This is a genomic window from Paenibacillus sp. B1-35 (assembly GCF_050474385.1).
In the GTDB taxonomy this organism is placed as follows: domain Bacteria; phylum Bacillota; class Bacilli; order Paenibacillales; family Paenibacillaceae; genus Paenibacillus_B; species Paenibacillus_B alvei.
This window is the reverse complement of record NZ_JBCHVJ010000001.1, coordinates 794853-821846: the sequence shown is the minus strand read 5'-3', so window position 1 is coordinate 821846 and position 26994 is coordinate 794853. Positions and strand designations below refer to the sequence as shown.

The window sequence follows — 26994 nt, the reverse complement described above, 5'->3', positions numbered from 1 at the left end:
GGCATATCTTCTTCCTTGTCCAACTACCCTGCCCGTTAGCTTAAGAAGCTGGCTATAACTACTGCGAATGCAAGTCTAGCAAACCAAGATGTATTATCAATCAACCCTAAAACTAAAGAGAGGGATGACCCTCTCTTTTTGACGTGCTTTAAGCAATATTATTTGATAAGACGAGCATTTACCCAATCGGCATGGTCACTATTTATACCATCTCCACCATCTGTGACAATAAGTTTTAGCTCATTCTTTCCAGTAAGATTAACGTTTACCTCTTTTGGCGCTATATTATTACGCATTACACCACTAGAGAATACAACTTGATTGTCTACAACAACTTGAAACTCCACAGAACCTACAGTACCTACCTCATTATCTACCCCAACTAGCGCGGCAAAGGATGTGTACTGCCCATTCAGTTTGTAGACGATTTCACTGTTGGCATGTGTGCCCAAACCTTTTGTATAGGTCTTGTTATTTAACGTAAGTGCTTTACCATCAACACTACGATCTTTCTGGACTGTTCCCCAACCTGTTGTGGCAGTAAACCAATTCATATCGCTCAGATATGTTGTAACAGGTTGTGGTGTTATTGGATCGGTTTCAAAGATTTTAATCTCACTTGCAGATGCATAACCATTTGTTCCACCACCTTGAGGTACTTCAAGTCGAACATATTTAGCAAGAGTAGGTGTGAAAGTGGCTGTCTTTTCTGTGTTGTCCTTTGCCCAAGTGCCTGTTGCAATCTCATTGAATGTTACCCCATCAAGACTAGTTAGGATTTTATAATTTGTAATAATACCATTTTCTTGGCTTTGACGTGGTAAATATGTCAGCTTGTTGAAAGTTAACGGATTTGCGTACTTTGCTGTAATATTGAAAGGGAACTGATTTTGTTTATTCCATTGAGTGTGCCAGATACTATTTGTATCTCCATCAAATGCATTTACTGCGGCATTATTAGCACTTGAAGTCTCTTGGCTATTTGTTGTTACCCCAATGATGCCTTTTACCTTATCCATACCATCAGTCGGTTTAATGATGTTATAATCTGACCCAAACCAAATTGGTGCAGTTAGAACAGGTAAACTCAATGCATTAATCTTGTTTTTTGTTTCATTTGTTGCAGACAAACCCCATTTATCAAAGAAAGGCGTCAAGTCATAGTGAGCTACTTTTGAAGTGTTTAGAATAAATGTCTGTTTTTTCTGATCATCAGTACTTGGCAGATCAGTATTTGCCATCTCACGATATAATCGGTGTAACTGCGGGTAGAAGTTATCCCCAAAAGCAAGATTAAGTTGCCACAACATTTCTAATTTTGAATTAGAGTCCGAGAAATTCTTGGTTGGCTGTTCTACAAACGTGAAAGCAGCTAAGTACTCGCCTTGGGATCTTGCAGGCTCAGTAGGTTTAAGAGCCTTCTTAGCGGCTATAGAATATATATTTACATTCACCTCGGTCATCCCATCCCAATTCCAAGGTGCTTGTTGTCTCAAATGACCTGCCTCATGATACTGCCCCCAACCCGTTCTTGTAAGGTCTAAAGCATCAGCACTTGCTCCAGTATCTTTAGGCATAATTGCCCCATCCCAATTTGCATATGCATACGCTCCTGGTATGGTGTTTTCTGATTCAATAAAGCCAATCAAATGCCTATCTAACCGATGCCTAGGATCAGAATCAGAACTAGATAGTCCAGATATTTGATCCTGTGCTGTAATAAACTTATCATACGTCTGTAAAACAGGAATTGGGTCTTGATTCAAGATATGAGTTTTAGCAGTAGCGTAATAGAAGACAAAGAGAGCTCTTTCTGATTGAAGTACAACAGAAGGTGCATTAGGATAAGCATTCATCATTGCCTGCCAATCCTCTTTTGTATTCTTGCCTAATACAAAGAATGGAACCGGACTCCCCCCACTCACTACATTTACATGAATACTGCCTTCATTGTTGCTGTTATCAAATGACAATAAACCGCCATTTGGTGAGGAAATTGTATTTATGCCTGGTTGTAATGGATAAAAAAGCGCCCATTCTTTATCATGACGATGGATCCCAATAACCGCTGTAATTGGTTTGTCACCTAAAACTTCTATCTTAATTTGTTCATTGGGTTGTGCATATAAACCTGTTGGCTGATATATTTTTCGAGCATTTATGAATCTACGCTCTCGGTCGCCTTCCGTCCATATATCTCCAAGCGCTTTTACTTCAAAATTTCGCTGAACAACAAGATTATTTAGCTCTGTAATGGCTTCCTCTGATGGTTTGATGACTGGCTCCGTTGGCGTGATGACTGGCTCTGTTGGTGTGATGACTGGCTTTGTTGGTGTGATTGCTGGCTCTGAAGTTTGGGCTAGTGCCCAAGTTGGCGAGCCAGCTACTACAACCGCTGTTACCACCGTAAGAGATAAAACCTGAAGTGACTTCTTAAGTTTTCTCATCAAATCCTCCTAAAACAAATGAAATTTATGCATAGCTAGCATTTACATGCTGGCGTATCCATCTTGGTAAGTATTAAATGGATTTCAGGCTAAAATGATTCTATTTCATTCCACTTTTTTACATTTGTTAAATAACACCGTTTATCTCTATTGCTTCAATTCCATCTTTATTCTGCTTTTAATAAAAAAACAAACTCGCAATATTAGCTGTAAGTTTCTATTGACAATCCGATTGATTCATATCATCATGATGTTGGAAATTTCTTCCCAGAACAAAAAATCCTAATGCTACGAGGCAGGCGTATGCCATTTCCATAACAGAAGGATTCATTAGACAAGATGCTGTTTTAATCGAATATATCTCCAAGCCGGTCTAGGACGCTTTTCTTTTTTTTGTGCTTATAGTGCGGCGGGTATCCGGCATTCGGGCTATGATAGGGATAATCTGATTTCTGCGAACGCCGGTCGTCTTCATCATACCACTCCTTGTACACTTTACGTTCTTCCCTTACATCGGACATGAGCTTCTCCAGCTCGCCTCTATCCAGCCATACTCCCTTGCAGTCCGGGCATACATCAATCACTACGCCCTCTTTTTCAACTTCACGCATACGGACATTGTTGCAAATCGGACAATTCATCGGACATCCCTCCATTTATCGTTAAGAATGAAAAAAGACCCCTGCCAAGCATCGGCAAAGGTCTGTTATCATCCATATAGAACCCTTCACCTAAGGCTGGCAAAGGTCTTGCTTACAACGGAATACGTTGCCAATAAAGCCGGGGCATGCACCCGAATTGACGACTTTACTGTAGTAGCTACTCCCCTTCTACACAGAAGCGCTATTCAATTAATCACATTATAAAGTTACTTAATCTGAATGTCAATCACAGATATGTAAACTACTTCCGTATCTTATTATAAGCGATGAGCCATGGAATCGAACCAGCAATTTGAACTTCGTGATGCATAGTTCTGTTATAATCGAATTTTATCGCCTGCCTGAAGCGGCTCGCTGCTCTCGGTGACGATTTTTCCCTCTTCGAACAATCCTTCGGTTACGGCCGATACGGATTCATTGGAATCGATAACGGTAACGGGCAGTTTCCGAATGTAAAATGCGTTGCCGAGCGGACCATTTTTTTCCTCGATTCCAAACACATACTTTTGGCCGCCGTCATCGCGGATCGCTTTATTAGGTACGAGGAGCGCATCGTCCGTCACTTTCGTCAACTCGAGCTGAGCCTTCTCGCCGCCTTTTATATCCTGATTTTTCATCGTAATCCGTACAAGCTTCATGGAGACTTCGGCGTTCGTTCTTTTTCCATCCGGGGCACCGGTTTGATAGCTGGAAACGGCATTTTGGATATGTTCAATGCGGCCTTCAACTTGAAGAGCCTGGCTTCCCTCCACCCGTACTTTGACGCTCTCGCCCGCCTCTAAAGGAGCGGCCATAGTTGCCGGGGCAAGGAATTCAAACTCAAATCCAAAGCTTTTGTTTGAAATAACGACATCGGGAGCTCCACCAGAAGGCAGTCCTTCCGTCGCGCCGACCTTTGTAACGACCCCGTCAAACGGAGCAATCAGCATGCCGTTCGCTTTCAAATCATGTTGCAGCTTCTGAATTCGTCTCTCCTGAACCTCGAGATCGACTTCACTGATGCCAAGCGCATTTTTCGCTGCTGCAATCGCCTCTTCGTCCGCTTTTTGCGAAGCCTCGATAAAATTGCGCTTCAGTTCTTCCTGCGAAAGCTTCAGCTTTTTCAGACTGGCCTGTTCGTCCAAGATTTGCTGCTCGGCCGCTTCTTTGTTATATATGACGAGCGTCTGTCCCTTCTTCAAAGGCTCCCCTTCCTTAACGAGTACTTTCTCCACTCGCCATCCCGAGTTGTTTGACAAGGCCGTTTCCGCCTTCCATTTCACCACCCCGCTGCCCGAAAAAGTATGAATAAGCTGTCCCCTGGACGGCATCGCCAACACTACCTTGGGCAAGCTCATCGTTGCTAACGTATTGCTAAACAGTGTAAATCCAACCAAGAGCCCGATAAACAAGCCAAATACGAGGCGTATGTTTCGTTTCCGACCGATTGCTGACTGTTCACTTCGTTGTAATTCCATACCGTTCACCTCATGTAAGGTCTATCCTTTTATCCCCGATAGCTGGATTCCCTCGATAAAATAGGACTCCGCATACAAGAACAGTAAGATCATCGGAGCCATATAAATCACGGATGCGGCAAAAGCAACTCCGCGGGCTCCTTCATTAATGCGCGATAAGTATAAAGATAGCGGTTGCTTGAAGGAGTCCTCCAAAAAAATGAGCGGCTGCTCGACCATGTTCCAGTTGTCAACAAACAACAATACGATTAATGCAGCAATTCCGGGCTGAATCAACGGAACGATGATTTTGCAAAAAATCTTTCCATGTCCGGCTCCATCCATTTGCGCCGCTTCGATATACGTTTGCGGGATATGCAGCATGAACTGCCTCAGCATAAACACCCCGAAAGCGCTAAAAATTCCCGGCAAAATAATCGCGGATTCGGTGTTCATGATTCCGAGCTTATCCGCAATGATGTAGTTGGGGACCAGCGTGACTTGGAAGGGCATGAGCATGGTCATTAAATAAACGAAAAACAGCTTATCTCGCCCCCTGAATCGGAGCTTTGCCAGCGCATAAGCAGCCAAAGACGCAACGAAAATCTGTCCGACAATGATCGGTATGACCAAGAAAACGGAATTCCAAAACATTTGCAGGAACATAGGCTTAAAGATCAGTACTTCCGAGTATTGATTAAAGGATACCCAATCGGGAATCAGCTTTATATTAATGAATGAGTCGTTTTCCCCCGCCGCGATCCGAACCATCTTGCCGATGAGATGGTAGTTATGGTTAATTTCTTCCTCGGTCATCAGTGAGTTGGCAAATGTGACCGCAACGGGAAACAACATCATTGTAGCGATCGGGAACAGTACCAGTGTTCGCACAAGCTTGCGAAATACAGCCACTTTCACTCCCCCTCGCCTACTCCATAAAATTCCGGAAACGCCGTTCGATGGCCAGCATGGAGCTTACGAAAATCAAGATACCCCCCACCATAACAATGGCCGCCGCGGTCAGCTTTTGGATATCCAGCGATAGAAACATGTTGTTCATATAATGCTGGAGCATGTAAATTTGATCATGAGGATAATCGCCTGCAATCAGATAGGTTTCGCGGAACACTTTGAACGAATTGATAATGGATATGAGAACGACGAAAAACATCGCTGGCGTTAAATAGACTAATGTAATATGAGCCCATTGATGGAACTTTCCCGCACCTTCGATCTCCGCTGTCTCGTAATAATCCTTTGGTATATTCCGCATGCCGACCAAAAACAAAATGATGTTGTAGCCGATATTTTTCCATGTATATACAACCGCCAGAACGACGATAGACCAATCTGATTTCATCCAGTCCACCCGCTCCAAATGCAAGCTGTGCAGCCATTCGTTCAACGTTCCGTTCCAGTCGAATACAATTTGCCATATCATTACAATGGAAGCGACAGGCACAACGAGCGGCATTACAAAAGCAGTTTGCAGCCAATCCCGGATAAACATCCTTTGGTTCAGAAGATGGGCAAAAAATAGAGATAGAGCAACGATTAGCGGTACGCATACACCGGTAAAAAGAAAAGTGTTAGCTGCCGCTTTGCGGAAGGAAGCGCTCTCCAGCAGCGACTCATAATTGTGAAAACCGACAAAAGAGCCGTTACCCGGGCTATCTTGAAATGAATATAGAACCCCCATAATAAAGGGAATCAAATAAAAGATGGCAAAGCCGATCAAGCTTGGCGACAGGAAGAGCGCAGCCACGGCCATTTCATTGCGCAGCAGCTTACTCATTCAGTACCGTGGTTACCCGATTTTGAATCAGTTCGGCCACAGCTTCCGGGGTTTTCTGCCCGCTGAAATAAGCAATCGATTCTTCCTGCACAATTTGATCGATTTTGTTACTACTTTTCTGAGACGAAGAAGCAAGTGAAATGGGGCCGCTCACGAGCTTCTCCAACACATGATAGTTGGCTCCGGTCACGAACTTCTCCAAATCGTCAATATCCTTTTGCGTAATCTCGAATACTTTGCCTTTCATAGGGCCGATTTCTTGAATGGATTCTACCTTCCCCGTTTTCAGCAGTTCCTTCACTCTATTTTTATAGGCAGCCTTATTGATGGAGAAACCGGTGCTTTTCGCTTGAGATAGCATTTCTTCGGATACCATAAACTTGACGAAATCCCAAGCTTCCGGTTTAACAGACGACTTGTTGTTGATGCCGATCGTCATATACGTCCTGAACGTGGCTCCGGGTTTCCCCCCGTTGGGATTTGGGCTCAAGTAGAGCTTCGACTTGTAAGCATAATTGCCCGCGAAATCGCTTTGCCTTAATTCTTCTATGTAATCTTCCGTGGAATTGATTTGAACCGGGCTGAAAATTAGGGAAAATTCAGTTGAACTAATAATGTTATTGTCGTACAAGGATTTCACTTGCTTCATCATCTGAATAAAGTTGCTAGTATCAAATTTGGCTTTCCCATTAACTTGATCCACATAGGAACCGTACTGGTCTTTAACAAAATTGGTCAACATCATCTCGGGCGGAATTCCGCCTAAGGCATATCGATAATATTCTTTATCCGAATTCTTGGTCAACTGTTTGGCGGTTTCGGCGAAATCGGCCCAGGTCCACTTCGTATCATCGAATGTCACTCCGCTCTTCTCGATGAATGTCTGGTTTCCCTTTAAACCATAAACGAAAAAATATAGCGGCATCCCGTAAATTCCACCGTTGGCCTTAATACCGTCCAATACATTATTAAAATAGTCCTCTTTTTTAAATTCGGGATCCGTGTCGATGATTTTGGACATATCAGTTAATAAACCTTTCATGATGTAAGCGGCAGAAGGCAATTGATCCAAATTGATAAGATCGGGACCTTTGCCGGATAGCATGGCCGTATTCGTCGTTTTAACGAATTTCTCCAAATCCTGTTCTATTCGGGAATCATCACTTTCGACGGATTGCAGCTCAATCGTGATATTAGGATGCTTGGCTTCATATTGCTGCTTTGCCAGCTTATAATAATCGCTTGGAAAGCCGGTAGAGAACACCACCGTTTTTTTCTCCGTATCGGACGGGGGCGGCATCGCTCCTCCCGGCGGTTCGGCAGCATGACCTTTCTGCGCCGTTTGGGTTGCATGATCACTGACGCCACCGCTTCCTCCGGCTCTATTGCCATTTCCGCTGCCGTTACCGGAACTGCTGCAGGCCGAAACGGCGACCATGGAGAGAACGGTTGTCAGGATAATCAAAAATCTTTTCATTAGGCACTTCCTCTCGATTACAGTATAGTATTCACCGCACTTGCGGTTCTCCGTCAGTATAATGAGCCGATATATGAGAAGTTAGATGGACTTGTATAGAAGTTGTAAATTCAATCCCCACTAAGTGAAGCTTTGGCTTCAGAGTAATTTCAGATACTTTGCGGGGAGCTCCAAAATTAACAATAAAAAAGCCGATCGCTATAGGCAATCGACTTGGAGACTATGAGTCTGGCTATTTAACTCGAATATAGCTCAGCAGCGCCATAATATCTTTACTGAAACCACTGACCTCATTTCGCAAGCTTACCGTAACACTGTATTTGATCGTTTGGTTGTCCTTGCTCGTGTAGAATATTTCCACCGCATCATTCATGTCCCACCGCGTCATATCTTGATTCAACGTCAATTCAGACAGCAGGTAACTTCCTTTTTCCTCAATGAATCGATTCGCAATAATGGATCGATCCCCAATATCGAAGACTTTATTTTCCGTAATCCTCTGAGAGGCGCTCTGTTGGCGGCCTTTTCTTGACATTTTGAGAACATCGCCGTCTTTTGCATTCAGCACCACATCATAAACCTCATTGGGCTTCTCAGATTGCGTCAGGGTTACATAATATAGACCTCTCGGGATTTGATCGAGCAAGGCTTTGTCTCTATAGTAAATTTGATCGGGCAAGACTTTGTCGCCGTAGTAAACTACAGGTTCGTCTTGCGGCCGCGGGCTGTTCAGCAGATCGTTAAGCTTGTTCTGGTCTACGTACATTGATTCGAATTGAAGCTCATCCATTGCCACATTCATTTCGTAAAATTTATTGATCGCCTTTAGACTAAGCGTCTTCGCCGTTTCTTGTGAAAGCAAGCCTTCATATTCCGGTTCGTTGCCCGGGTTCTCTTCTATGATTTGTTTGACCATCACTTTATCCTTGGGGATCGCGTTAAACCAGTCTTCACAACCGGTCAACAGGACGAGGAATGCCATGCACATAAATGCGACAATCCATTTTTTCACGAATGTTCCCCGCCTTTCGACTGGATCGAAGCAAAGGCAACTTCAACGATTGTCCCCTGAATCTCATTGTCTGCAATATGAATGTCAGCATGGTGCAATTTGGTGACACTTTGACAAATCGAGAGGCCAAGGCCCGCCCCGTTATTGCTTCTCGTTCTTGCTTTATCCGCCATATAGAACGGCTCGAAGATTTTATCCCGATGCTCTTCGGCAATCCCGATGCCTTGATCGACGATCTGAACAATATAATGGCTGCCGCGCCAGAAAGTACGCAGCTCAACGGTCTGGTTTTCTGCCGAAGCTTTAATTGCATTGTCTACGAGATTGAAGATCAGCACCTTAATCATATCAGGATCGACAAGTAAGCTCCCTTCCTCGCAATCCGTGTCGATATGAACCCGCTTCTCCTTAGCCATGATCTCCAGCGCCGGCCGAATTTCTGCAACAATGGCTCCAAACTCATGCGCCTCCATTTCGAAGCGATCCTCTTGAAGCATAATCAAGTCCATAAGCTTCAGCGATAACGATTCCAATCGTTTTCCTTCCGAATAAATGACGTTTAAGCCGTCAAGGAACAGCTCCTCGTTGTATTTGGTCGTCCTCATAAAATTGGCAAAGCCTATAATGGAGGTCAACGGCGTTTTTAACTCATGAGTAAAATTATCGATGAACCTTTGCTTTTGTTGATTGAGCCGTTCAAGATCCGAAATTTTATCCTCCACGACTGCAGCCATTTCATTAAAGTTATTGGCTAATACGCCGATTTCGTCTTTGGACTTCATATGAACCCTTTCCGAAAATCCACCTTGAGCGATGACCTGCGCCGTCTTATTCAGCCGGTCTATGGATCGTGTCAATCCTCTGCTTACGAAGAACATAATCAACATAAACAGGAAGCAGGCCGCCAAATCCACCTTAAAGAAAAAATGATACTGATCCACCCGATCCTGATATACGGGAGTGACATCTACCATGTAAGTAAACACATAAGGTTTATGATTGATATTCACCAGGTTCGAAGTGAAGAGAATCGTGCGATCGTCAATGTCCCGCAAAATATAGCGGATTTCGTTCTCCTCCAGCTTGTCCAGCTCGTTGCGCTCGGCAGGCAGCGGAAAATCAATATTGCTGAACACCGACCGTTTCGTTTCGTCCCTGATATCCAGGTACACCCGTTTATCGCTGTTTTTATGTATAAATTCATTGGCAATTCTCGTTAGTACCGTTTTCTCGTAATCAATAGAGTCATAGATGCGCAAAATCGGTACAATCGCTTCAACGCTCGAATGGATACTCATATTTTGACTCATCGCGTTGTTGATTTCTTGCCCGAGCATTTTGTTATGGCTCCGCTCAATGACCGTGATGGAAGCTGCATGAAAGATGATTAGAAATACGAGGATCGTGAAGACATAGATTTTCTGCCAAAACTTCATCACCTAGTCCTCCAGCCGGTAGCCCATTTTATAAATCGTCTTGATATGATCCTGGAGATCCAATTTCTTGCGAAGCGATTTGATATGCATATCGACCGTTCTCGTCTCCCCATAATAGTCGTATCCCCATACTTTTTCGATGAACTGTTCTCTGGAGAGGGCAATATTTTTGTTTTTCAGCAGAACGACGAGCAAGTCGTATTCCTTCGGCGTTAGCTCGACGGGTATCCCCTGTTTGAGGACTTCCCTTTTGTCCAAATCCACTTGAATCGTTTGAAACGCCATCAGCCGCTCTTCTTTGCCGTATCTTCGTAACACGGCTTCGATCCGGGCCAGCAGCTCAATCGCTTCGAAGGGCTTGACTATGTAGTCATCCGCTCCGAGCTTCAACCCGTTGACCTTGTCGTATACCGAGTTTTTCGCCGTCAGGAAAATGACCGGAATGCGGTAGGGACGAATGTTCTCCATCAATTCGAATCCGTCCATATGCGGGATCATCACATCCAACAGGATGAGGTCGAACGGCGCCCGCTTCAGCGCCTCCAGTGCTTCCAAGCCGTCGTAAGCCTCGGTTGTCTCATAGTTTACTAAATTGAGGTTCATTTTAATAATTTTCGAGATATGAATATCGTCTTCGACAATCAAAATTTTTTGTGACATGACTTGAGCACTCCTTGCAAGGGGCAGTTCTTATGTTCCATAATAAGGAGAATAGATTACGACAGCAAGTGCAACTTTAAGATGGAGAAAAACCGTCACCGGATCGCGACTTTCTTCACTACTGCGGGACGGTTTGCAGATCTGTCTTTCTTGCATTTAATTAATATTAAATCTCCATAATACGGCGACGCATAAGGCACATTGGGCGAAACTCCGTTTAAATAATTGTCGGCCAACTGAACGCATGAACTTATGAAAACGCGAATGACCCGTATAATTTTTATATTATACGGGTCACATTTCTATCAATTAGATGTTTTTTGCGATTAATCGTACATTAAATCGATCCTGCGCCTTTTCCTTGCATCATTGAGTTATTTTGCATCATTCCCTGAGAGTTAGAATTTCCCCCTCTTTGATGACAATTGTTGTACATTTGCTCCAATTCTGAATCATTTAAATTTGGATGCATTTCTTTCATGAAAGGAAGCATGTCTTTAAAGGTACCTGGATTCACATCTGCCGCATAAACAGCAGATCCGATTCCAAGAGTCAGAACAGTTGCACCAACTATCGCTATGAACTTGTTTTTCATGTTGTCACCTCCTTTCAAGCGTCAATCACTTATCCAAAAGTAAATTGTCTGATGAATTACTTTCATCATAATCTTCAAATATGTTGAAATTGTGTAGATTGGCGTAGATCCAAAAAAAAGTGACTCCTCATTGAAGTCACTTTCTATTTCGCTTATGCTTTTTTAATCGAAGTATTCGGCAAATGAGATAAATGAGAAAACCTAAGACAACGATCCCTAGGCATGTCTTCAGTTTGAAATAATCCATTCTACTTATGAAAGTATCTCCTTGATAATACATAGCCGACACGGTTAAACACACCAGTCCAATCGTCACAAAGAATGCGGCAATCAACCAGTCGACTTTTTTCATATCGACCCCTCCTGTATCGTCGGTAGAGCAAATTGAACCGTAAAACAAGTACCAATCCCCTTCTTACTGGTAACCTGAATGTTCCCACCCTGCAGCTCCACTAATTTCTTCACAATGGATAGTCCGAGCCCTGTACCGCCAGTTTGCCGTGATCTGGACTTCTCTGCTCGATAGAAACGTTCAAAAATGTACGGAAGCTCCTCCTCTGGAATACCAATGCCTGAATCCTTTATGGAAACAGAAACCGTATCATGCGTGTAACTCGTATGGATTCGAATCGTACCCTGTTCCGTATAACGTATCGCATTTTCCAATAGATTGATCATGATCTGTTCCATTCGCATTCCATCCCCGCGGATTAGCGGAATTGAATCCGTAAGATGAACAACCAGTGCTAGTCCTTTTTCCTTTGCTTTTAAAGTTACTCTATTTACGACCTGATTTATCATGTCATTTATATCGACCCACTCGATGACAAGATTGACCTTACCTTCTTCCATCTTCGAAAGTTCAAACAGATCGTCGACCAGATGCTGGAGGCGAACACCTTCTTGATAAATGATGTCTAGATAACGGTCCTTCTCTTCTTCTGTCTGATACAAATGGTTTTTTACCACATTGGCATATCCTTTAAGGTGCGTGATCGGAGTTCGGAGTTCGTGAGAAATGTTGGCGAAAAATTCTTGCCGCGTATCTCGATATCGCTGTAAGTCGTTTGCTAAATTATTGATCGCCTCCGCTAGATCACCAATTTCATCTTTTTGTTGAATCTCTAATCGTGTTTCTAACTCTCCAACGGCAATTCTCTTTGTCGCTTGTTGCATAAGAATGAGCGGTCGGGAAAAGAGTTGAGCCATTACCCAAGTTATACCGATGGCAAGTAAAAAGGCTCCTACTCCTGAAAGGAGCAGCAGATTTTGCACAGCAGCAAGAGACTTATCCATACTTAGGGTGGAGGCCATTACATAAATTGCTGAAGATACTTGATTATCGTGATAGATCGGTTGTCCAATCACGACATAATGATTGCCTAATGGATCTTGGTGTTCTAAGTTAATGGAATTTCCAGAGAAGATCTTCTTAATATCTTCTGGATGGATAAACGATCGGTCTGAAGCACTGTGTTCACCTGTATGAAGAGTTATTTCGCCTTTAGAATTGATATAAAACATACTCACATTTGAAAAATCTGCGAAGGTCATGATCATTTCCTCTGAGGGAGACTTCGTTGTTTCTGCCATCGAGATGAAATGAGAGGTCATCTCTGCAACCTCCGTTCTCATTTCCGAATGATAAAAGTTAGAGAACATCTGATAGATACTTACGCCCAAAAAAGAGATGACGATAAAGAATACTGAAATGATGATTAAACCAAGTTTCACCCCAATTCGATTTTTCCTCATCTCGATACCCCTTGGGCTGTAAATTTGTATCCTACCCCCCACACGGTTTCAATGGGGTTGTAGCCAAGACCTGCGTGTTGCAGTTTTTCTCGGATATTTTTTATATGGGTATCAACAGCACGAGTGTCACCGGTGTATTCATAACCCCATAATCGTTCAACTAACTCTTCTCGTGGAAAAGACCGTTGCGTATTTTTCGCTAGATACAGAAACAAATCAAACTCTTTGGGCGTAAAATCAATCCTTTTTTCATGAATATAAACTTCGCGAGCTTCTGCGTTTATTTTTAGATTATGAAATTCCATAATTGTATGCTGAATCTTCTGCGATTGGTTGATCATAGAACGCCTTAACAAGGAAAAAACACGCGCCACTAACTCTTCGGGTTCAAAAGGCTTTGTTACGTAATCATCAGCTCCAATCCCGAGTCCATGAACTTTATCCTTTGTATCAGAGCGAGCCGTGAGCATGAGGATAGGTATTGTTTCGGTCTCACGTATTGCTTTACAAACCTGCCAACCTTCCATTCCTGGCATCATGACATCCAAAATGACAAGATCAAATTTACTCTGCTTCATGATGGACAACGCCTCGTAACCAGATGAGGCTTCCTTAACTTCAAAGCCTTCCTTTAAGAGATAAATGCGCAGCAAATTACGCATATTCCATTCATCATCTACGACAAGCACCCGAATTTTTGACATATTGCTCACCCGCTTCTTCAATCCTAATTCAAATGTTAACGTTATAAACTTTTCATTTCAAGATAAGAGCGCACTCTCTTGCAAAAATCGCCTTTGTTTGATATTTTTCTCCTTATCTTTCAAAAAATAAATTTCCATCTTTATTTTGTCCATTGCTCGTCATTTGAAGACTGCTCTGTTGCAATGTCTGTGTTCATGAACTCTGCCTATACTAACCAGCATTACAATCATCATCAGTGGACATTTCCCCTCCTATCCGCTTTTCTATCTGCATTTTAAACCCATATTGTGTAGAAACCATGTTGAAGTCTTGAAATTTAATGTTTCCATACTGAAAAGGTAAAAGCTCCTGAAGGTATATACCCACAGGAGCTTATGACATAAAGAAAAATAAACCGCTTTTACACGATTTTGAGATGTCACTATGTTATGGTCATCCGACAAATCAGGGTGCAGAGTTTCCTCGGCGCCCTGATTTTCCTCACTAAAATATGGAGCTAGTCCTGTTTACCTTGTTCAGTTCCGTTGTTATTATCAACATTATCGCCTGCCTTGTTGCCCAACGATGCGCCTACGATACCTCCTACAACGGTACCAACAGGTCCCAAAGCGGAACCAACTACAGCACCTACGGCACCACCACTTACTGTTCCTACAGCCTCTCCAGTACCAATACCAGCCGTGTTCTGTTTAGAATCATCGTTTCGGTTACGGTCGTTGTGTTTAGCCATCTCGTTCACTCCTCATTTTGTAATGGGAAACGCTGCTTTTGCCTGCGTATCATTCCAAAACATAGCGTTCCCTAACTTTTTTAAATCGATTCACCGATGGGAGTCGCATAACCAGTTGTCTTATTCATTTGACTATTGATCCAAAAAGAAAAAAACCGCTTTTACGCGGTTTGAAATGATGTCACTATGTACTGTCATACGACAACTACAGGTAACCCCCCTCATGCCATCAATTGTTCAATCAGTTGCTTCAGTATGTATATCGCGACTGCCCAAATAATAATGGCTGAAATCTTATTGATATTACGGATTAACCTTCCATTGCTATCTAACTTTCCTACGACCTTCCCTGCAATCGCGAGCGCAAAAAACCAGCACCAAGATACAACGACACATGCAGCAGTAAATACAAGCTTTTCATTCCCCGTATAACTAAGTGAACTTGTGCCAATGACGCCTATCGTATCTAAGATCGCATGAGGATTTAGCAACGAGACAGATAGAGCAAATAATATCTGCTTCTTCGCACTTAATACATTCCCGTCTTGCTCCGTGTTAGGAGGCTCACTCTTCCAGACGGACCATCCCATATAGACTAGAAACACTAGCCCAGCACCAAAGAGAATAAGCTGCAGCCATGCAAGCTGCAACACAACGAGGGAGACGCCCAACACAGCCAGCAAGATAAGCAGGGTGTCACATAATGCGGCAGTTAGGATTACGGGTAATGCTCGTGACAATCTTTTCTGCAATGCGCCTTGATTAAAAACGAATACGTTTTGTGCCCCTAGTGGAATAATAAGTCCGAAAGCTAATGCAACGCCATGAAAAAATGCAACAGTCAAGATCCTTCCTCCTATTGTCCTGCTGAGATGCTATTCTATTCTTTTATTGCGGCCAAAGTGCCTTCCACAGATGTCTTCAATGGCGCTAAAGAAACCGGGAACAAATGATTTAAAAAATCCAGTGCAGTGATGTGCATTCCTATATTCCTCGTCCTCCATTAGCAGCAGATGTGCTTTCTTCAAGTTGTAATGCGGTACTGCCGGAAACAGGTGATGAACAAGGTGGAAATTGTCGTGGTGTGGGTGAATCAAAAAACGTTCAATTGGATTGCCGAACGTGTTGCGGCTTGCGTACAGTTCATTGTCTGTTTTCAGACCGGAATGCTCTGCCATCTCAGCCCAATATCGAAAGATCTGGAAAGTCGTTAGCAATGGCACAAACCAGAATAATAAGAGTTCTTTCCAAAAGCCGAAGTAAATACTACTTGCTATTATTGTAAGCCAATAAATTGATTTGGCAAGCTTTTCTGACCATGGTTCTTCCTTGGATAGGATGTTTACACGAATCGTTCCGTAAATATACTTGGGAACATGTGTTAAGGTTAAGGGCTTGAGGATGTGACGAAACAGAAATTGTTTGATACTGTCCTGGGGCTTATCCAGCCCGATTAACGCGTAGCGCTTCGTATCAGGGTCATGTTCTGGATCCCACAGGTGCTTGTGATGCATGTAATGTGATTTGCAGTAAGTCGTGTAGGAAGTAAAGACGGGAAATGCTACAAAAAAGCAAGCCATCCACTTATTCAAATTGCGGTTCTCAAATAATAAAATATGACTGGCCTCGTGCATTAAGTTGTCGAAGGCCCTCATCCTACTGCCAATTAAGCAGAGACTAATCAAGTACATCCACCAACTTGGATAAGCTTTGGCCAAATAGATTCCTCCTGCAATAATCAGCCAGTCGTAACTAATTGCGAAGAAGTTATACCAATTGTTCCTCTTCTGCAGCTTTTGCACTTTCTTGCGAATCTCAGTTGAGAATATCGCCTTCTTCACGATGTGTTTCTCGCTGCGTGCAGCTTCTTCCATCATTATGCCTCCTCCTTAGCTTTTCTTCATCAACAAGGATGCTGTCTTATTAAAGAAGTAATGAGACTAAGCAACATATCTTGATGGGCAACGGGTTGAATTCTCAGATCACCTCCAATACAAGACTTCAATCTCCTTCATTCACACATTTATAATGGTAATTTCTGATCGATTTAACATCTATATACTACCTTATATGCAATGTCGTGTAAACCTTTGTTTAACAGAGAATCACTACTTTTATCTTCAAGGTAAGACGGTTTAAGATCATGTTGTGGAAACAATGATTCGTTCCGACGATGTGGAGTATCCATGAAGAAAATGATTAAGACCCTACCATGATTTGCACGATAGAGTCTAATAATGGGTTTCCTTATTCACAGCCGCAGCCTGGATGGTCAGAGCCAATTAATCGGTAAAACCCATTTCGTTCGCTTCAGGCAGCAGGCAATCGTTCGTCAGTCCCCCGATAATGGAGTCGCCTACGAACAAGCTGCTGCAGAACAAATCCTGAACGCTGCCCGCAGGCGCCTGTGTCGTAGCGAGCGGAGTCTGACCCTTGTCGTCGGCCGCGCCGCAGGCTACAAGTGTCCATAGAATCGCCGCTGACAGAATAATGCTTCCCCATCGTTGTACCCTTTTCATATGCAATATCTCCTTCTTGCAAGATACCCATATCATAGAATAGAAAAATCAATATTCGGTGCAGAGGAGATCCAATTCTGGATGCAGACGCTCTCCATATCGAGTGTTTTACTGATTTGATTCCGTCCCTTCGGATATTCTTGAAATGATTTATATCTTATCTGCATCTCTTCTACATCTCCATCTATTACTCTACTTATTGTTCATGTATGGGACATTCCCATTTTCATGTAAAATCATTTCATAATAAGGATGAGTAGAAAAATGAGCATTTCAAGTCATGGTACTGGAAAAAGTAGAGCAAGAAAGGTGGCCTTAACTTTTTGCATTGTTCTTATAACTTCAATTAACTTGTTCTTTATATTAGGAAAATCAAATCCTATTACAATTGATGGATTGGCAAAAGAGAAAGTTGTTTATCTCACATTTGATGATGGCCCTAGTCAATTAACTGGACAATTTCTAGATGTACTAAAAGAATACAATGTAAAAGCAACATTTTTTATGCAGGGCAATAACCTACAAACTACTAAATTTCAGGAGAATGTGAAGCATGCAAGTAAAGAAGGACATTATATTGGAGCACATAGTATGACCCATAACCATAAGAAGCTGTATAATGACGGACAGTTTGTACCCGAAATGAGAGAGACACTATCTCTTATTAAGGTGATTACCAATACAAATCCTAAGCTAGTAAGAGCACCTTACGGTTCCGTACCAGGACTAAAAAGTCAATATATAAGGGATCAAATCGTAGCGGCTGGCATAAAAGTTTGGGATTGGACTGTTGATTCACATGATTGGGAGTTGAAGGATAATCCGAATCAGATTATCGAAAATGTTAAAAAGCAGACAACTGAACAAGTAGAAGTGGTGCTGATGCATGAAAGAGCTCAAACCTTACAAGCACTTCCTGAAATCATTACATTTTATAAAGAGAAAGGATATAAATTCGGTGTATACAGCGATGCAAAACACTTCCGTCTAAATTTCCAGAAAGATAAACGTCTCTAATGTGAAATTTTGAATAGCCGTATTGTTTGCCTCACCTTTTATGTATCTAAGTGTGCCCGTTGATCGAGTTCCTTGTTTCGGGTTAAAAATCCCCCCTGACTTCAACTTCATCAGGGGGGATTTTGTTAATTATCAGTCAGTTTCGCTACACTAACAGCGACCTGTTCGATTTGACTGCTGCTCAGGGTCCCATCAGGGGAACTGATTGTCACCGTCCGGTCGTCCAGTTTGAAACCAAGCAACGGCGTTTTGGAAGGTGTATACCACTTGGCGCTGACGCCGTTGGACAGCTTTACCTCCTTGAATGTATAGTCGCTCGAATAATCACGTGGCGACACATTAACAGTCATATGCTTAAAAATCAAATTGACTCCATCGCTCGAAGCTACAGCTTTAACATAGCTGTCGGTTTTGGCCATTTGCTTTGGAGCATAGGCCGTTTCAAAGGATTCAAAATCAGCGTAAGCCTCTTTGATCGCCTTTATCTGAGCTTTATTGTAATTGATCGTTGTCCATTCTCCTGCTGGCTGGCTATCGCCGGTCTGCTTCGTTTTCAGCCGAATCTGCTGGCTGGCGGCATCGTACCCGACATTGATTCCAGTCATGTCGGAAATGGCCCGCACAGGCAAATACGTCGTATTTTGATAGGTGATCGGCACCAGCTTATTGCCATTACTATCTGTTAAAGATTGATCGCTTCCGTTTACTTGAAAGGTAATGCCGTGATTGAGATAAACGTTGATCTTCTCCAGCTTGCTTCCGGCATATACACCAGCGGCTCCCGATAAAGTCATTCCCAATACGATGGCGGACAGAAGTGTTTTTTTCACAATGAATCTCTCCTTTGTTGAACAAATTCACATTTTGAAATCGACAATATGGGTTACGGTAAGCTTTTCTTTGTCATTCACGGTGATACCCAGTCTGGAGCCGGAAGGGTTCCAGCTTAACGGATATGCCGGGTAGTACGTCAACCCTAGCGGCGATACCTTGCCGGAGACTGTATCAAAAATATAGACACCATTCATGCCGCCCTTATCTTCGGTATAAACCGCGAAGGCCAGCTTGGAGGAATCGGGAGACCAGGATGGGTAGGTCAGCACATCACCTTTCCCAATTAGCAAACCTTGTACATGACCACCCGTATCGTAGATGAGCAGACGAGATTCTTCCTTCCCACTGCTTCCTGCCGTGGAGACGGCAATCCGCTGACTGTCGGGAGACAGGCTCAACGTGGAGACATCCGCCGCAAGCAGGGTTGGCTTAGATTGTGTAGGGGCGAAGCTTTTCAGACGGCTTTTGGCATCTGTGTAATAAATCTTCCCGTTACCCACAGCAAATTCGGTGAAAATCTCGATTTCGGGATCCTGCAGATCGATCTTTTTCCGGGTACCATCCACGGATATGTTCCATATCTCGCCTCGGCCCTCCATCGAGCCGGCGGCAAGAATATAGGAGTCATTATTGAGCCAGCCGCCTACTTCCATATAATTGTCGACCGCGACTTCACGCTGCTCGCCTGTAACCATATTTTTGATCGCATTCACGGCCTCATATTTATTCTTCCAAGTCTGAATGAAGCTATATTTCCCATCAGGTGATCGAAATGATTTGATGACCTCATCCTGACCCGCTCCTGTCTGTTCCTTGATGCTCTGCCGCTCTCCTGTCTCTAGATCATAACGGAACCGGTGGTAGCTATATTGCGCTTCTTTCGCAGCGGTGACCTGCTTCTCCAACGTGGTTACCTGGATATCCAGTTCATAATCTGACAGCCATTTCTCTATATTAGCGCCATCAATCCGGTGTATGCGCTGAACGGCAATTCCCTGCTCAGCGGGCGGTTTGCTCTCCTTGACGACTGTCAGTTCACGTTTTCCTCCTCCCTCTCCGGCGCTGGTTTGGCCTATTGTAACCGGCGTGCTGATCTTCTGCTCTGCGTTACAGCCGAATAAGATGCCGGATGACAGGAAAGTCGCGGCAAGCAGTCCGGCGATGTATATTCCTTTGTTGATCTTCATCGGGGTCCTCCTGCTCAATAATGTTATTCAGACCCAGGTCGCTTGATCCAGTTATTGTCTCCTTCCGAACCAACCGGCTGCAAGCTCCCCCATGCCCTTAGAATAGCGAGACAATATTGCGCAAACATATCTGGCTTGTAACGAACTTGTAAACAATTCAGAAAGCTGAACGCTTAACCATTGTGAAGAGCCCGGATGATTTCATTCATTCCGGGCTTCGCCTTTGTATGGGAGTATAGATTGAACTTTCAAACCAGGAGCATGTAGTGGAAGCTCAACCCTGAACCGCGAACCGCCCGATCCCGTCTCGGCAAGCTGCACCGTTCCCCCTTGCTTCTCAGCCAGATTGCGAACCAGCGCTAACCCAAGTCCTGTTCCGCCACTGGTTCTTGATCGATCTCTACTGACTGTATAGAACGGATCAAAAATGCGGGATACAGCTTCCTCTGGAATGCCGATTCCTGTATCGGCAACCTCGATGATCATCCGATGTGCTCCGTCTGCTGACGCTACAGGGTAGTTTAGCAGGTGAATTTGTCCGCCTGGTCGGTTATATTTCACCGCATTGTCCAGCAAATTTAGCATGATATGCATTACGTTCTCCGGATCGGCCCACACCTCACCTGCAGCAAGCGAAGTATGGATCGTAACCCTGCAGATGTCCGCCTTTCCTTGCAGCTGGGCCACAGCTTCCTCCAGCAATGGCTGCAGCGACACCGCCATCGCATGTGTCTCAAACTCGTAAACATCCATCGCTGACAGCTGCAGCGCCTTCTCTACAAGACTGTACAGCCTCTGTGCCTCCTTATGGATGCGCCTTCCGGCATCATCCAACAGGGCAGGATCATCGCTGTACATATTCAATAGGTCGGCGTACGCGATAATCGAGGTTAACGGTGTCTTCAGCTCATGGCTGATATTGCCGATGAACTGCTTCTGCTGCTGCTCCAGTTCTCGCAGTCTCCCCACCGTTTCTAGCAGCTTCTGCTTTTCTTCATGCAGAGCACCGACTGACGTGGAGATGCTCCTGCTCATCTCATAGATTCCTTGTGCAAGCTCCCCCAGCTCATCCTTTCTGACTACCGAAGGACCCGATAGATAATCGCCTTGCCCAATTTGCGATGCCGCCCTGTTCATTTTGTCAATGACATTGACCTGCCGCCGGACATACACGTAACCAATGAGAAAACCGACACCCAGCACGATGCCTCCGGCAACTAGAAACAACTGGCGAATTTGAGCGTAAAACGTATTTTGCTCGGTGAGCAAAGCATGAAACTGCACCGTGCCAAGATGCTGCTCGGCATTGTACAGGGGAGCCAGAAACAATAGTTGATCCCCTTCGGTAATGTACGCCGACTGCCCCTGTGTTGTAATTTGCAGCGCATCCTGCACATCGGCCTGCGGATGAAACGGCAGCGAGGTGCCGGCAATGGAGCCATCCACCGTATACAGAGTCACCGCCATGCCGCTTTGTGCGCCCAAATCCACGGCCAGCCGTTGACCCATCTGCTGCATAAACTGATTCGGCGGCATCCTGTCTTCGGTCAGATATTCTTCCCGCACGCGCAGATTAGCAGCTTCTACCTGGCGGGTAAAAGACTGCTCAAGCATGGTTCGCTGGTTCTCCCGGATGCCGCTCAGCACCAGCACGCTCAGGCAGGTCACGACAAAAACCAGCAGCAGGGCGAGCAGCAAAGACATTTTCCCCTTTAGGCCCAGTCGAAATTTTCCGGTCATCTAGGGTGACCCGTGCTTTTATAGCCGATTCCGTACACGGTCTGAATAAGTCCATGGTGAGTGCCCAGCTTTTTGCGCAGCCGCTGTACATGGATGTCTACGGTGCGGGTGCCGCCCGCAAAATCCATATCCCATACCTTCTCCAGCAGCATTTCCCGTGAATAGACTCGACCCGGATTGCGCATCAGCAAGACCAGCAGATCAAATTCCTTAGGCGTTAAATCCAGCAGTTCTCCTTCGATAGATACCGTGCGGCTGAACATCTCTGCGGTTAAATCCCCCAATCTCAGCACATCCTGTTGCTGCTCCTGCTGCATTTGTTGTACATAACCTCCCCGGCGTGATAGAGCCTTGACTCTGGCCAACAGCTCCCGCATATCAAAAGGCTTGGTCATGTAATCGTCAGCGCCCAGCTCCAGCCCCAGCACTTTATCGACAATATCATTCTTGACAGTCAGCAGCAGAATCGCAGGCCGCGGCTGTCCATCCAGCTTGCGGCATACGTCATAACCGCTTACACGAGGCATCATGACATCGAGCACCATAACTTCGGGCGAGAACGTCTCCACCTTTTCCAGCGCCTCCTGACCGTCGGCTGCTGTCTCCACCTCATAACCTTCCCTGCTCAGCGCGTACACTAAGGCCGCCTGGATGCTGCTCTCGTCATCGACCACAAGTACTTTGATCATGGACATCTCCACTAATTTATTTATGGTTAGCTCAACAATCTATTTTTGACGTTATAAGTCCTTATGGAATATAATACCTATTTGATGGTAACATAAGTTTGCTGCTAAGTGTACAAGAAAACCATAGCGGCGATGGACGATATGTTTTATAACCCTTCCGATATAATCAGTCCTTCTATACAAAAAGCTGCACCAGAAAAATGTTCTGATGCAGCCGATAACCATATAAATCTTGTACATACGACCTGTTTGATGCTTTCCCGCAATAGGCCGAATCGTTCAGTAACCTATTTTTACTTTAATGCTTCGTCAAATGCCTTTTCGATCTGCTCAGCATCAGCTGAGACCGCAAACAGAACATAGTGAGATTTCACCTTTAGTACGTGTTTTTCAAGAAGAGCATATTCATCAGGGCGATAATCCTTAAATTTAACTGCTTGAGCGTCGATTCTTCGTGCAATACTTGCCTTGACACTATCTATCTGACTTTCATCCTTCACTTTAATGACAACAATTTCATCCGCTCTGACGTTAGAAGAAGCAGTATATACCAAGAAGTCCTCAACTTGTTCTGTACCAAGGTCGTACAGCTTCTTCAGCTTATGCGCGTCCCCTTTTTTCAGCTTATCGAACTTGACCGATTGTTTCATCTGATCCTCTATCTTGGCAGCAGACACATTAATGTCTGACTGCTCCGAAGCACATCCTACTAATGCGCTAATTGCAAAGATGAATAGGAGTAATGCAAAGAAACGTTTATTTCTAGCAATATGATGATAAAAGTTCATGGGCATGATCCCGCTCCTTCCTTACCCTTCTTCGTTCGCTATATAATTGATCGATGGATCTTCAATGAATGTATTCATGTTATACAGAATCAACATGTCATGGATTTGATGCTGTTTCGCAAGCGCAGCAACATCTCCTTCATCATATCGAAGGTCAACCATATAAATTTCACTGAAATGCGATGTTAAAAAAGGTACGAAGCTGTTCGCATAGGAATCCTTGATCACCAGCAGTTTCTTTCCTTCGTGATTACTTGTTTTAATCTGAATCATAGAATGATTGCCGTTAAAAAATACGGTGTACTTGTCCTTCTTCTTCACATTGTCCATCGCATACATCGAATTCGTGGACTGTTCCTCTTCGACATAATCGACGGTTACCTTCCCTTCGTGCTTCGGCACATACAAATCTATGCTGTCCGGGTGCAAATTCCTAAATCCGCTCTTTGAATATAAGGAACCATAGAAATCGTATGTTACCGTCTGTATATCGAATTCCTCTTCCTGCATCGGCTGGAACCCCATCCAATTGCTTAGCTGCTGGTACGCATAGTAAGCACCCTTACTTGTCCAATGATGATCGGTTTTATAATAGATCGGTTCATTCTGATGCAAAGAGAGCACTGGGTATACATCAACATAGCGAATCCCTGGATTCAAAGAAGTTTTTACGGTATGAAGAGCGTCCAGCTCTCGATTCTCAGATACGTATGTAGGGAGCTTGCTTTGCAGCACACTAACAGCGGTTGGAGCAAGGATTACATACTTATTAAGGTCAGGCGTCGCAGAATGAAAAGCATTGATCGATTGAATTTTCTCTTCGAGCTCTTTTTTATTTATTTTAGCGAATTTCTGAATTAAATAGCCGTCTTTACCAAGATACACACCGTTACTTTCTTTTTTACCTATCGCTTGATCCGCATTTGACTTTACACCGACCCATACATCTCTAACTACGAATTGATCCGTCATAAACTTCTCAAAGTTGGATGTGAACTTCCCCGAAATAAAGCTGTGAAATGAAAACGTCGGTAACTGCTCAAGCTTCCGATTTTCTTCCTCTGAGAATTCCCGCTTCGGCAGGATCAGGTTGAGTATGAAAATAAGGCCGATTAGTGAAAGAAACAATACAGCGATAACAGACTGAGACAACTTGTCATAACGATTCAAGTGAAATCACCTCCTTAGTAAGATGTGATGTACCATTTTCTTAAAATCTAAAGTACAAGAAGGGATTATACGTGTCATTGACCAAATAGGCTGTAGAGAGTAACAGGAATAGAACATAAACGATTGGCGATAAAATTGCGCTCCCTAATGGGTATCTTTTTTTCAGTGCTGACAACATCTTCCTCGGCAACGGCGTAGCTGCTAGCATTGCAAGCAGCAATACAACTAGATTCGTCGACAAATAATAATAAGTGTTGTTATCAGCATAATGGTATGTGCTGAAGCCAAACATAGCTTCTAGAAATGAGATGGCTGCCGATAAACCATCTAGATCAAAGAATACCCATCCCACCATGACTATGAGAAGTGTATATAAATTCCCCATTACGCGAGGGAGATGCATCAACCATTTATGCAGGAACAGCTTCTCAATCGCAATAAAGCATCCGAAATAAAGACCCCATATGATGAAATTCCAGCTTGCACCATGCCACAATCCGGTCAGGAACCATACAACAAATAAATTGCGGAACTGCTTCACGCCCCTTACCCTGTTCCCGCCTAGAGGAATGTATACGTACTCCCGGAACCAAGAACCTAGTGATATGTGCCATCTACGCCAAAACTCTGAGACACTGGTTGAAATATACGGATAATTGAAATTCTTTGTGAGCTCAAAACCGAACATTTTGCCAAGGCCGCGCGCCATATCTGAATATCCACTGAAGTCGAAATAGATTTGCAGGCTAAAGGCAAGAATGCCGATCCAAGAAGATGCTACGGTTAAGTCAGACGCAGGTGATGCTTTGATGCTTGACCAGAGCATGCCGATATGATTCGCAAGCAGCACCTTTTTTGCAAGGCCTCTAACGAACAATTGTGTGCCTTCCCCAAATCGCGATAATGGAATCTTTCGCAGTATAAGTTGTTTCGCAACATCACCGTATGCAACGATAGGCCCTGCAACAAGCTGCGGGAACATCGTCACATAGGTGCCGAAAGCGATCAGATTTTTCTGAACGGGAACCTTATCTCGATACACGTCGATAATATAAGACATGGTTTGGAATGTGTAAAAGGAAATGCCTACAGGGAGCGGGAGTGTCGTTACTTCTACATGCAAGCCAAACAGCGAATTGAGGTTCTCAACCAGAAATCCGTAATATTTAAAGAAACCGAGAATCCCAAGATTTCCGACAAGGGAACAGACCAACAATGCTCTAGCTGTACTTTTTCGATACCGATATTTATCAATAAGCAACCCATACCCATAATCGATTACAGTTGAAAAGATCATGAGAAAGATGTAAACAGGTTCTCCCCATGCATAGAACACTAAGCTTGCTACAATCAAAATTACATTTCGCAGTTGATTCGGTGCTATAAAATAGATGAGAAGGGTCATCGGCAAAAACAGGTACAAAAAAATCAGACTGCTAAATACCAACACTCGTCGACCTCCTTCATGCGAAGCGTATTACAGTTCGCCTTTCAGAAAGTCGAGCAGAAGCGGATAAAATTCAGCTTTGAAATGAATGCCGTCCTCCTCATAGAGAGCTGGATTCTGCTCAGCAATAGAGGATACATCTACAAACTTCACTTGTTTTTTGCCAGCCAGTTCTTTCAACATTTGATTGTAAGCGGCAATATTGGAGTACCGCGGCTCTTCTTTTAATGCTTTCTCTGTTACCGGGGTTACCGACAATATCGTTATTTTGGTTGAAGGGAGCTTCTCTTTGATCTGGTCGAGCAGCAAGCCATATTGTTGAATCGCGAACTGCAACGGATTATCCGTTGGCCAGAGGATGTCATCTGAGCCGAGAGCGATAAATAAATGCTCAGGATTTCTCTCGACCAGCTTGGCCACGTCATTGTCTTTTACCGCGAAGAAGGCTGTTTTGCCGGCCTCTCCAAATACATTCCTGATGTCTAAAACATCATGAAACATAAACCCTTCTGTAATGGAATCGCCAAAGAATACACTTTTTTTGAACAACGATTTCAATTCATCATTTTCATTCATTGATGTTGCGGCTTCTTTTAGCGTTGTTGCGTCTTTGTTCGTTGAGGTTTCTGTATCAACTGCCATCGAAGATGTTCCGCCATTTTGATTTGCACAAGCAGTTAGGGAAATAACAAGCATCCCTGCCAGCAGTATCGTTTTCCATGTGTTCAACATTATCATCTTCCTCTCCTGTGACTCCCTTTTTTGTCCATTGATGTATGTGTTGTCTTACCTCATAACAATGGATAGTTTAATGTGGAGAGATGCAGATAAAGTGCAGAAGAGATTGATTTGAAATAAAATAAGAGCAGTTCTTGATGTTGACAAGAACTGCT

25 protein-coding genes are annotated in these 26994 nt (G+C 43.8%); 1 reads left to right on the top strand and 24 read right to left on the bottom strand.

Annotation, left to right across the window (positions count from 1 at the left end; genetic code table 11):
* Window positions 1–158 precede the first annotated feature (158 nt).
* From ACQ5BJ_RS03655 to ACQ5BJ_RS03580, 16 genes are all read right to left on the bottom strand, one after another.
* Window positions 159–2447 (bottom strand): NPCBM/NEW2 domain-containing protein, encoded by a 2289-nt coding sequence (locus ACQ5BJ_RS03655; protein ID WP_430108606.1) that lies wholly within the window; start codon window positions 2445–2447, stop codon window positions 159–161.
* A 347-nt stretch (window positions 2448–2794) separates the two neighbouring features.
* Window positions 2795–3088: a zf-TFIIB domain-containing protein gene (locus ACQ5BJ_RS03650; protein ID WP_262866723.1), complete on the bottom strand. Its 294-nt coding sequence runs from the start codon at window positions 3086–3088 to the stop codon at window positions 2795–2797.
* Window positions 3089–3426: 338 nt separating this feature from the next.
* The gene (locus tag ACQ5BJ_RS03645; protein WP_430108603.1) at window positions 3427–4566 is read right to left on the bottom strand and encodes an efflux RND transporter periplasmic adaptor subunit; all 1140 of its coding nucleotides are present in this window, start codon (window positions 4564–4566) and stop codon (window positions 3427–3429) included.
* A 21-nt stretch (window positions 4567–4587) separates the two neighbouring features.
* Window positions 4588–5403, bottom strand: a complete 816-nt coding sequence (locus ACQ5BJ_RS03640) for a carbohydrate ABC transporter permease (RefSeq protein ID WP_430109427.1) — start codon at window positions 5401–5403, stop codon at window positions 4588–4590.
* A 70-nt stretch (window positions 5404–5473) separates the two neighbouring features.
* Window positions 5474–6340 carry a carbohydrate ABC transporter permease gene (locus ACQ5BJ_RS03635; protein WP_430108601.1) on the bottom strand — a complete coding sequence of 289 codons (867 nt, stop codon included), beginning with the start codon at window positions 6338–6340 and terminating at the stop codon, window positions 5474–5476.
* Window positions 6333–7817: an ABC transporter substrate-binding protein gene (locus ACQ5BJ_RS03630; RefSeq protein WP_430108598.1), complete on the bottom strand. Its 1485-nt coding sequence runs from the start codon at window positions 7815–7817 to the stop codon at window positions 6333–6335. Before ACQ5BJ_RS03630 ends, ACQ5BJ_RS03635 begins: the two co-directional genes overlap by 8 nt.
* Before the next feature lie 232 nt (window positions 7818–8049).
* A complete protein-coding gene (locus ACQ5BJ_RS03625) occupies window positions 8050–8829 on the bottom strand; it encodes a hypothetical protein (RefSeq protein WP_005550707.1) in 780 nt (259 codons plus the stop codon).
* The gene (locus tag ACQ5BJ_RS03620) at window positions 8826–10265 is read right to left on the bottom strand and encodes an ATP-binding protein (protein WP_430108595.1); all 1440 of its coding nucleotides are present in this window, start codon (window positions 10263–10265) and stop codon (window positions 8826–8828) included. The genes ACQ5BJ_RS03625 and ACQ5BJ_RS03620 overlap by 4 nt, the downstream gene beginning before the upstream one ends.
* A gap of 3 nt (window positions 10266–10268) precedes the next feature.
* On the bottom strand, window positions 10269–10925 hold the full coding sequence (locus ACQ5BJ_RS03615; protein ID WP_005550705.1) for a response regulator transcription factor: 657 nt from the start codon (window positions 10923–10925) through the stop codon (window positions 10269–10271).
* Between the two features lie 337 nt (window positions 10926–11262).
* Entirely contained in the window at window positions 11263–11520 is a 258-nt protein-coding gene (locus ACQ5BJ_RS03610) for a hypothetical protein (protein ID WP_005550704.1), read from the bottom strand.
* A gap of 348 nt (window positions 11521–11868) precedes the next feature.
* Window positions 11869–13275 carry a sensor histidine kinase gene (locus ACQ5BJ_RS03605; protein ID WP_262866722.1) on the bottom strand — a complete coding sequence of 469 codons (1407 nt, stop codon included), beginning with the start codon at window positions 13273–13275 and terminating at the stop codon, window positions 11869–11871.
* A complete protein-coding gene (locus ACQ5BJ_RS03600; RefSeq protein WP_040736805.1) occupies window positions 13272–13979 on the bottom strand; it encodes a response regulator transcription factor in 708 nt (235 codons plus the stop codon). Before ACQ5BJ_RS03600 ends, ACQ5BJ_RS03605 begins: the two co-directional genes overlap by 4 nt.
* A gap of 497 nt (window positions 13980–14476) precedes the next feature.
* Window positions 14477–14710 carry a glycine zipper domain-containing protein gene (locus ACQ5BJ_RS03595; RefSeq protein ID WP_005550699.1) on the bottom strand — a complete coding sequence of 78 codons (234 nt, stop codon included), beginning with the start codon at window positions 14708–14710 and terminating at the stop codon, window positions 14477–14479.
* Between the two features lie 221 nt (window positions 14711–14931).
* Window positions 14932–15555, bottom strand: a complete 624-nt coding sequence (locus tag ACQ5BJ_RS03590) for a LysE/ArgO family amino acid transporter (protein WP_268620656.1) — start codon at window positions 15553–15555, stop codon at window positions 14932–14934.
* A 30-nt stretch (window positions 15556–15585) separates the two neighbouring features.
* Window positions 15586–16584, bottom strand: coding sequence for a fatty acid desaturase family protein (locus ACQ5BJ_RS03585; RefSeq protein ID WP_268620715.1), 999 nt, complete (start codon window positions 16582–16584; stop codon window positions 15586–15588).
* A gap of 408 nt (window positions 16585–16992) precedes the next feature.
* Window positions 16993–17229, bottom strand: a complete 237-nt coding sequence (locus ACQ5BJ_RS03580; RefSeq protein ID WP_268620657.1) for a hypothetical protein — start codon at window positions 17227–17229, stop codon at window positions 16993–16995.
* A 264-nt stretch (window positions 17230–17493) separates the two neighbouring features.
* Between ACQ5BJ_RS03580 and ACQ5BJ_RS03575 the strand changes: the two genes are divergently transcribed.
* The gene (locus ACQ5BJ_RS03575) at window positions 17494–18246 is read left to right on the top strand and encodes a polysaccharide deacetylase family protein (protein WP_430108588.1); all 753 of its coding nucleotides are present in this window, start codon (window positions 17494–17496) and stop codon (window positions 18244–18246) included.
* A gap of 125 nt (window positions 18247–18371) precedes the next feature.
* On the opposite strand, the gene ACQ5BJ_RS03570 is transcribed toward ACQ5BJ_RS03575, so the two are convergent.
* From ACQ5BJ_RS03570 to ACQ5BJ_RS03535, 8 genes are all read right to left on the bottom strand, one after another.
* Window positions 18372–19076, bottom strand: coding sequence for a stalk domain-containing protein (locus tag ACQ5BJ_RS03570; protein ID WP_005550693.1), 705 nt, complete (start codon window positions 19074–19076; stop codon window positions 18372–18374).
* A 27-nt stretch (window positions 19077–19103) separates the two neighbouring features.
* Window positions 19104–20267, bottom strand: coding sequence for a TolB family protein (locus ACQ5BJ_RS03565; RefSeq protein WP_430108585.1), 1164 nt, complete (start codon window positions 20265–20267; stop codon window positions 19104–19106).
* Window positions 20268–20468: 201 nt separating this feature from the next.
* Window positions 20469–22007 (bottom strand): sensor histidine kinase, encoded by a 1539-nt coding sequence (locus ACQ5BJ_RS03560; protein ID WP_262866721.1) that lies wholly within the window; start codon window positions 22005–22007, stop codon window positions 20469–20471.
* A complete protein-coding gene (locus ACQ5BJ_RS03555) occupies window positions 22004–22696 on the bottom strand; it encodes a response regulator transcription factor (RefSeq protein ID WP_005550689.1) in 693 nt (230 codons plus the stop codon). Before ACQ5BJ_RS03555 ends, ACQ5BJ_RS03560 begins: the two co-directional genes overlap by 4 nt.
* 293 nt (window positions 22697–22989) lie before the next feature.
* Complete coding sequence (locus tag ACQ5BJ_RS03550; protein ID WP_262866720.1) at window positions 22990–23490, bottom strand: DUF4358 domain-containing protein; 501 nt, start codon at window positions 23488–23490, stop codon at window positions 22990–22992.
* A gap of 15 nt (window positions 23491–23505) precedes the next feature.
* Window positions 23506–24654 carry a DHHW family protein gene (locus ACQ5BJ_RS03545; RefSeq protein ID WP_430108581.1) on the bottom strand — a complete coding sequence of 383 codons (1149 nt, stop codon included), beginning with the start codon at window positions 24652–24654 and terminating at the stop codon, window positions 23506–23508.
* A gap of 40 nt (window positions 24655–24694) precedes the next feature.
* Window positions 24695–26101, bottom strand: a complete 1407-nt coding sequence (locus ACQ5BJ_RS03540; protein WP_430109424.1) for an MBOAT family O-acyltransferase — start codon at window positions 26099–26101, stop codon at window positions 24695–24697.
* Between the two features lie 30 nt (window positions 26102–26131).
* On the bottom strand, window positions 26132–26839 hold the full coding sequence (locus tag ACQ5BJ_RS03535; protein WP_268620670.1) for a GDSL-type esterase/lipase family protein: 708 nt from the start codon (window positions 26837–26839) through the stop codon (window positions 26132–26134).
* Window positions 26840–26994 lie beyond the last annotated feature (155 nt).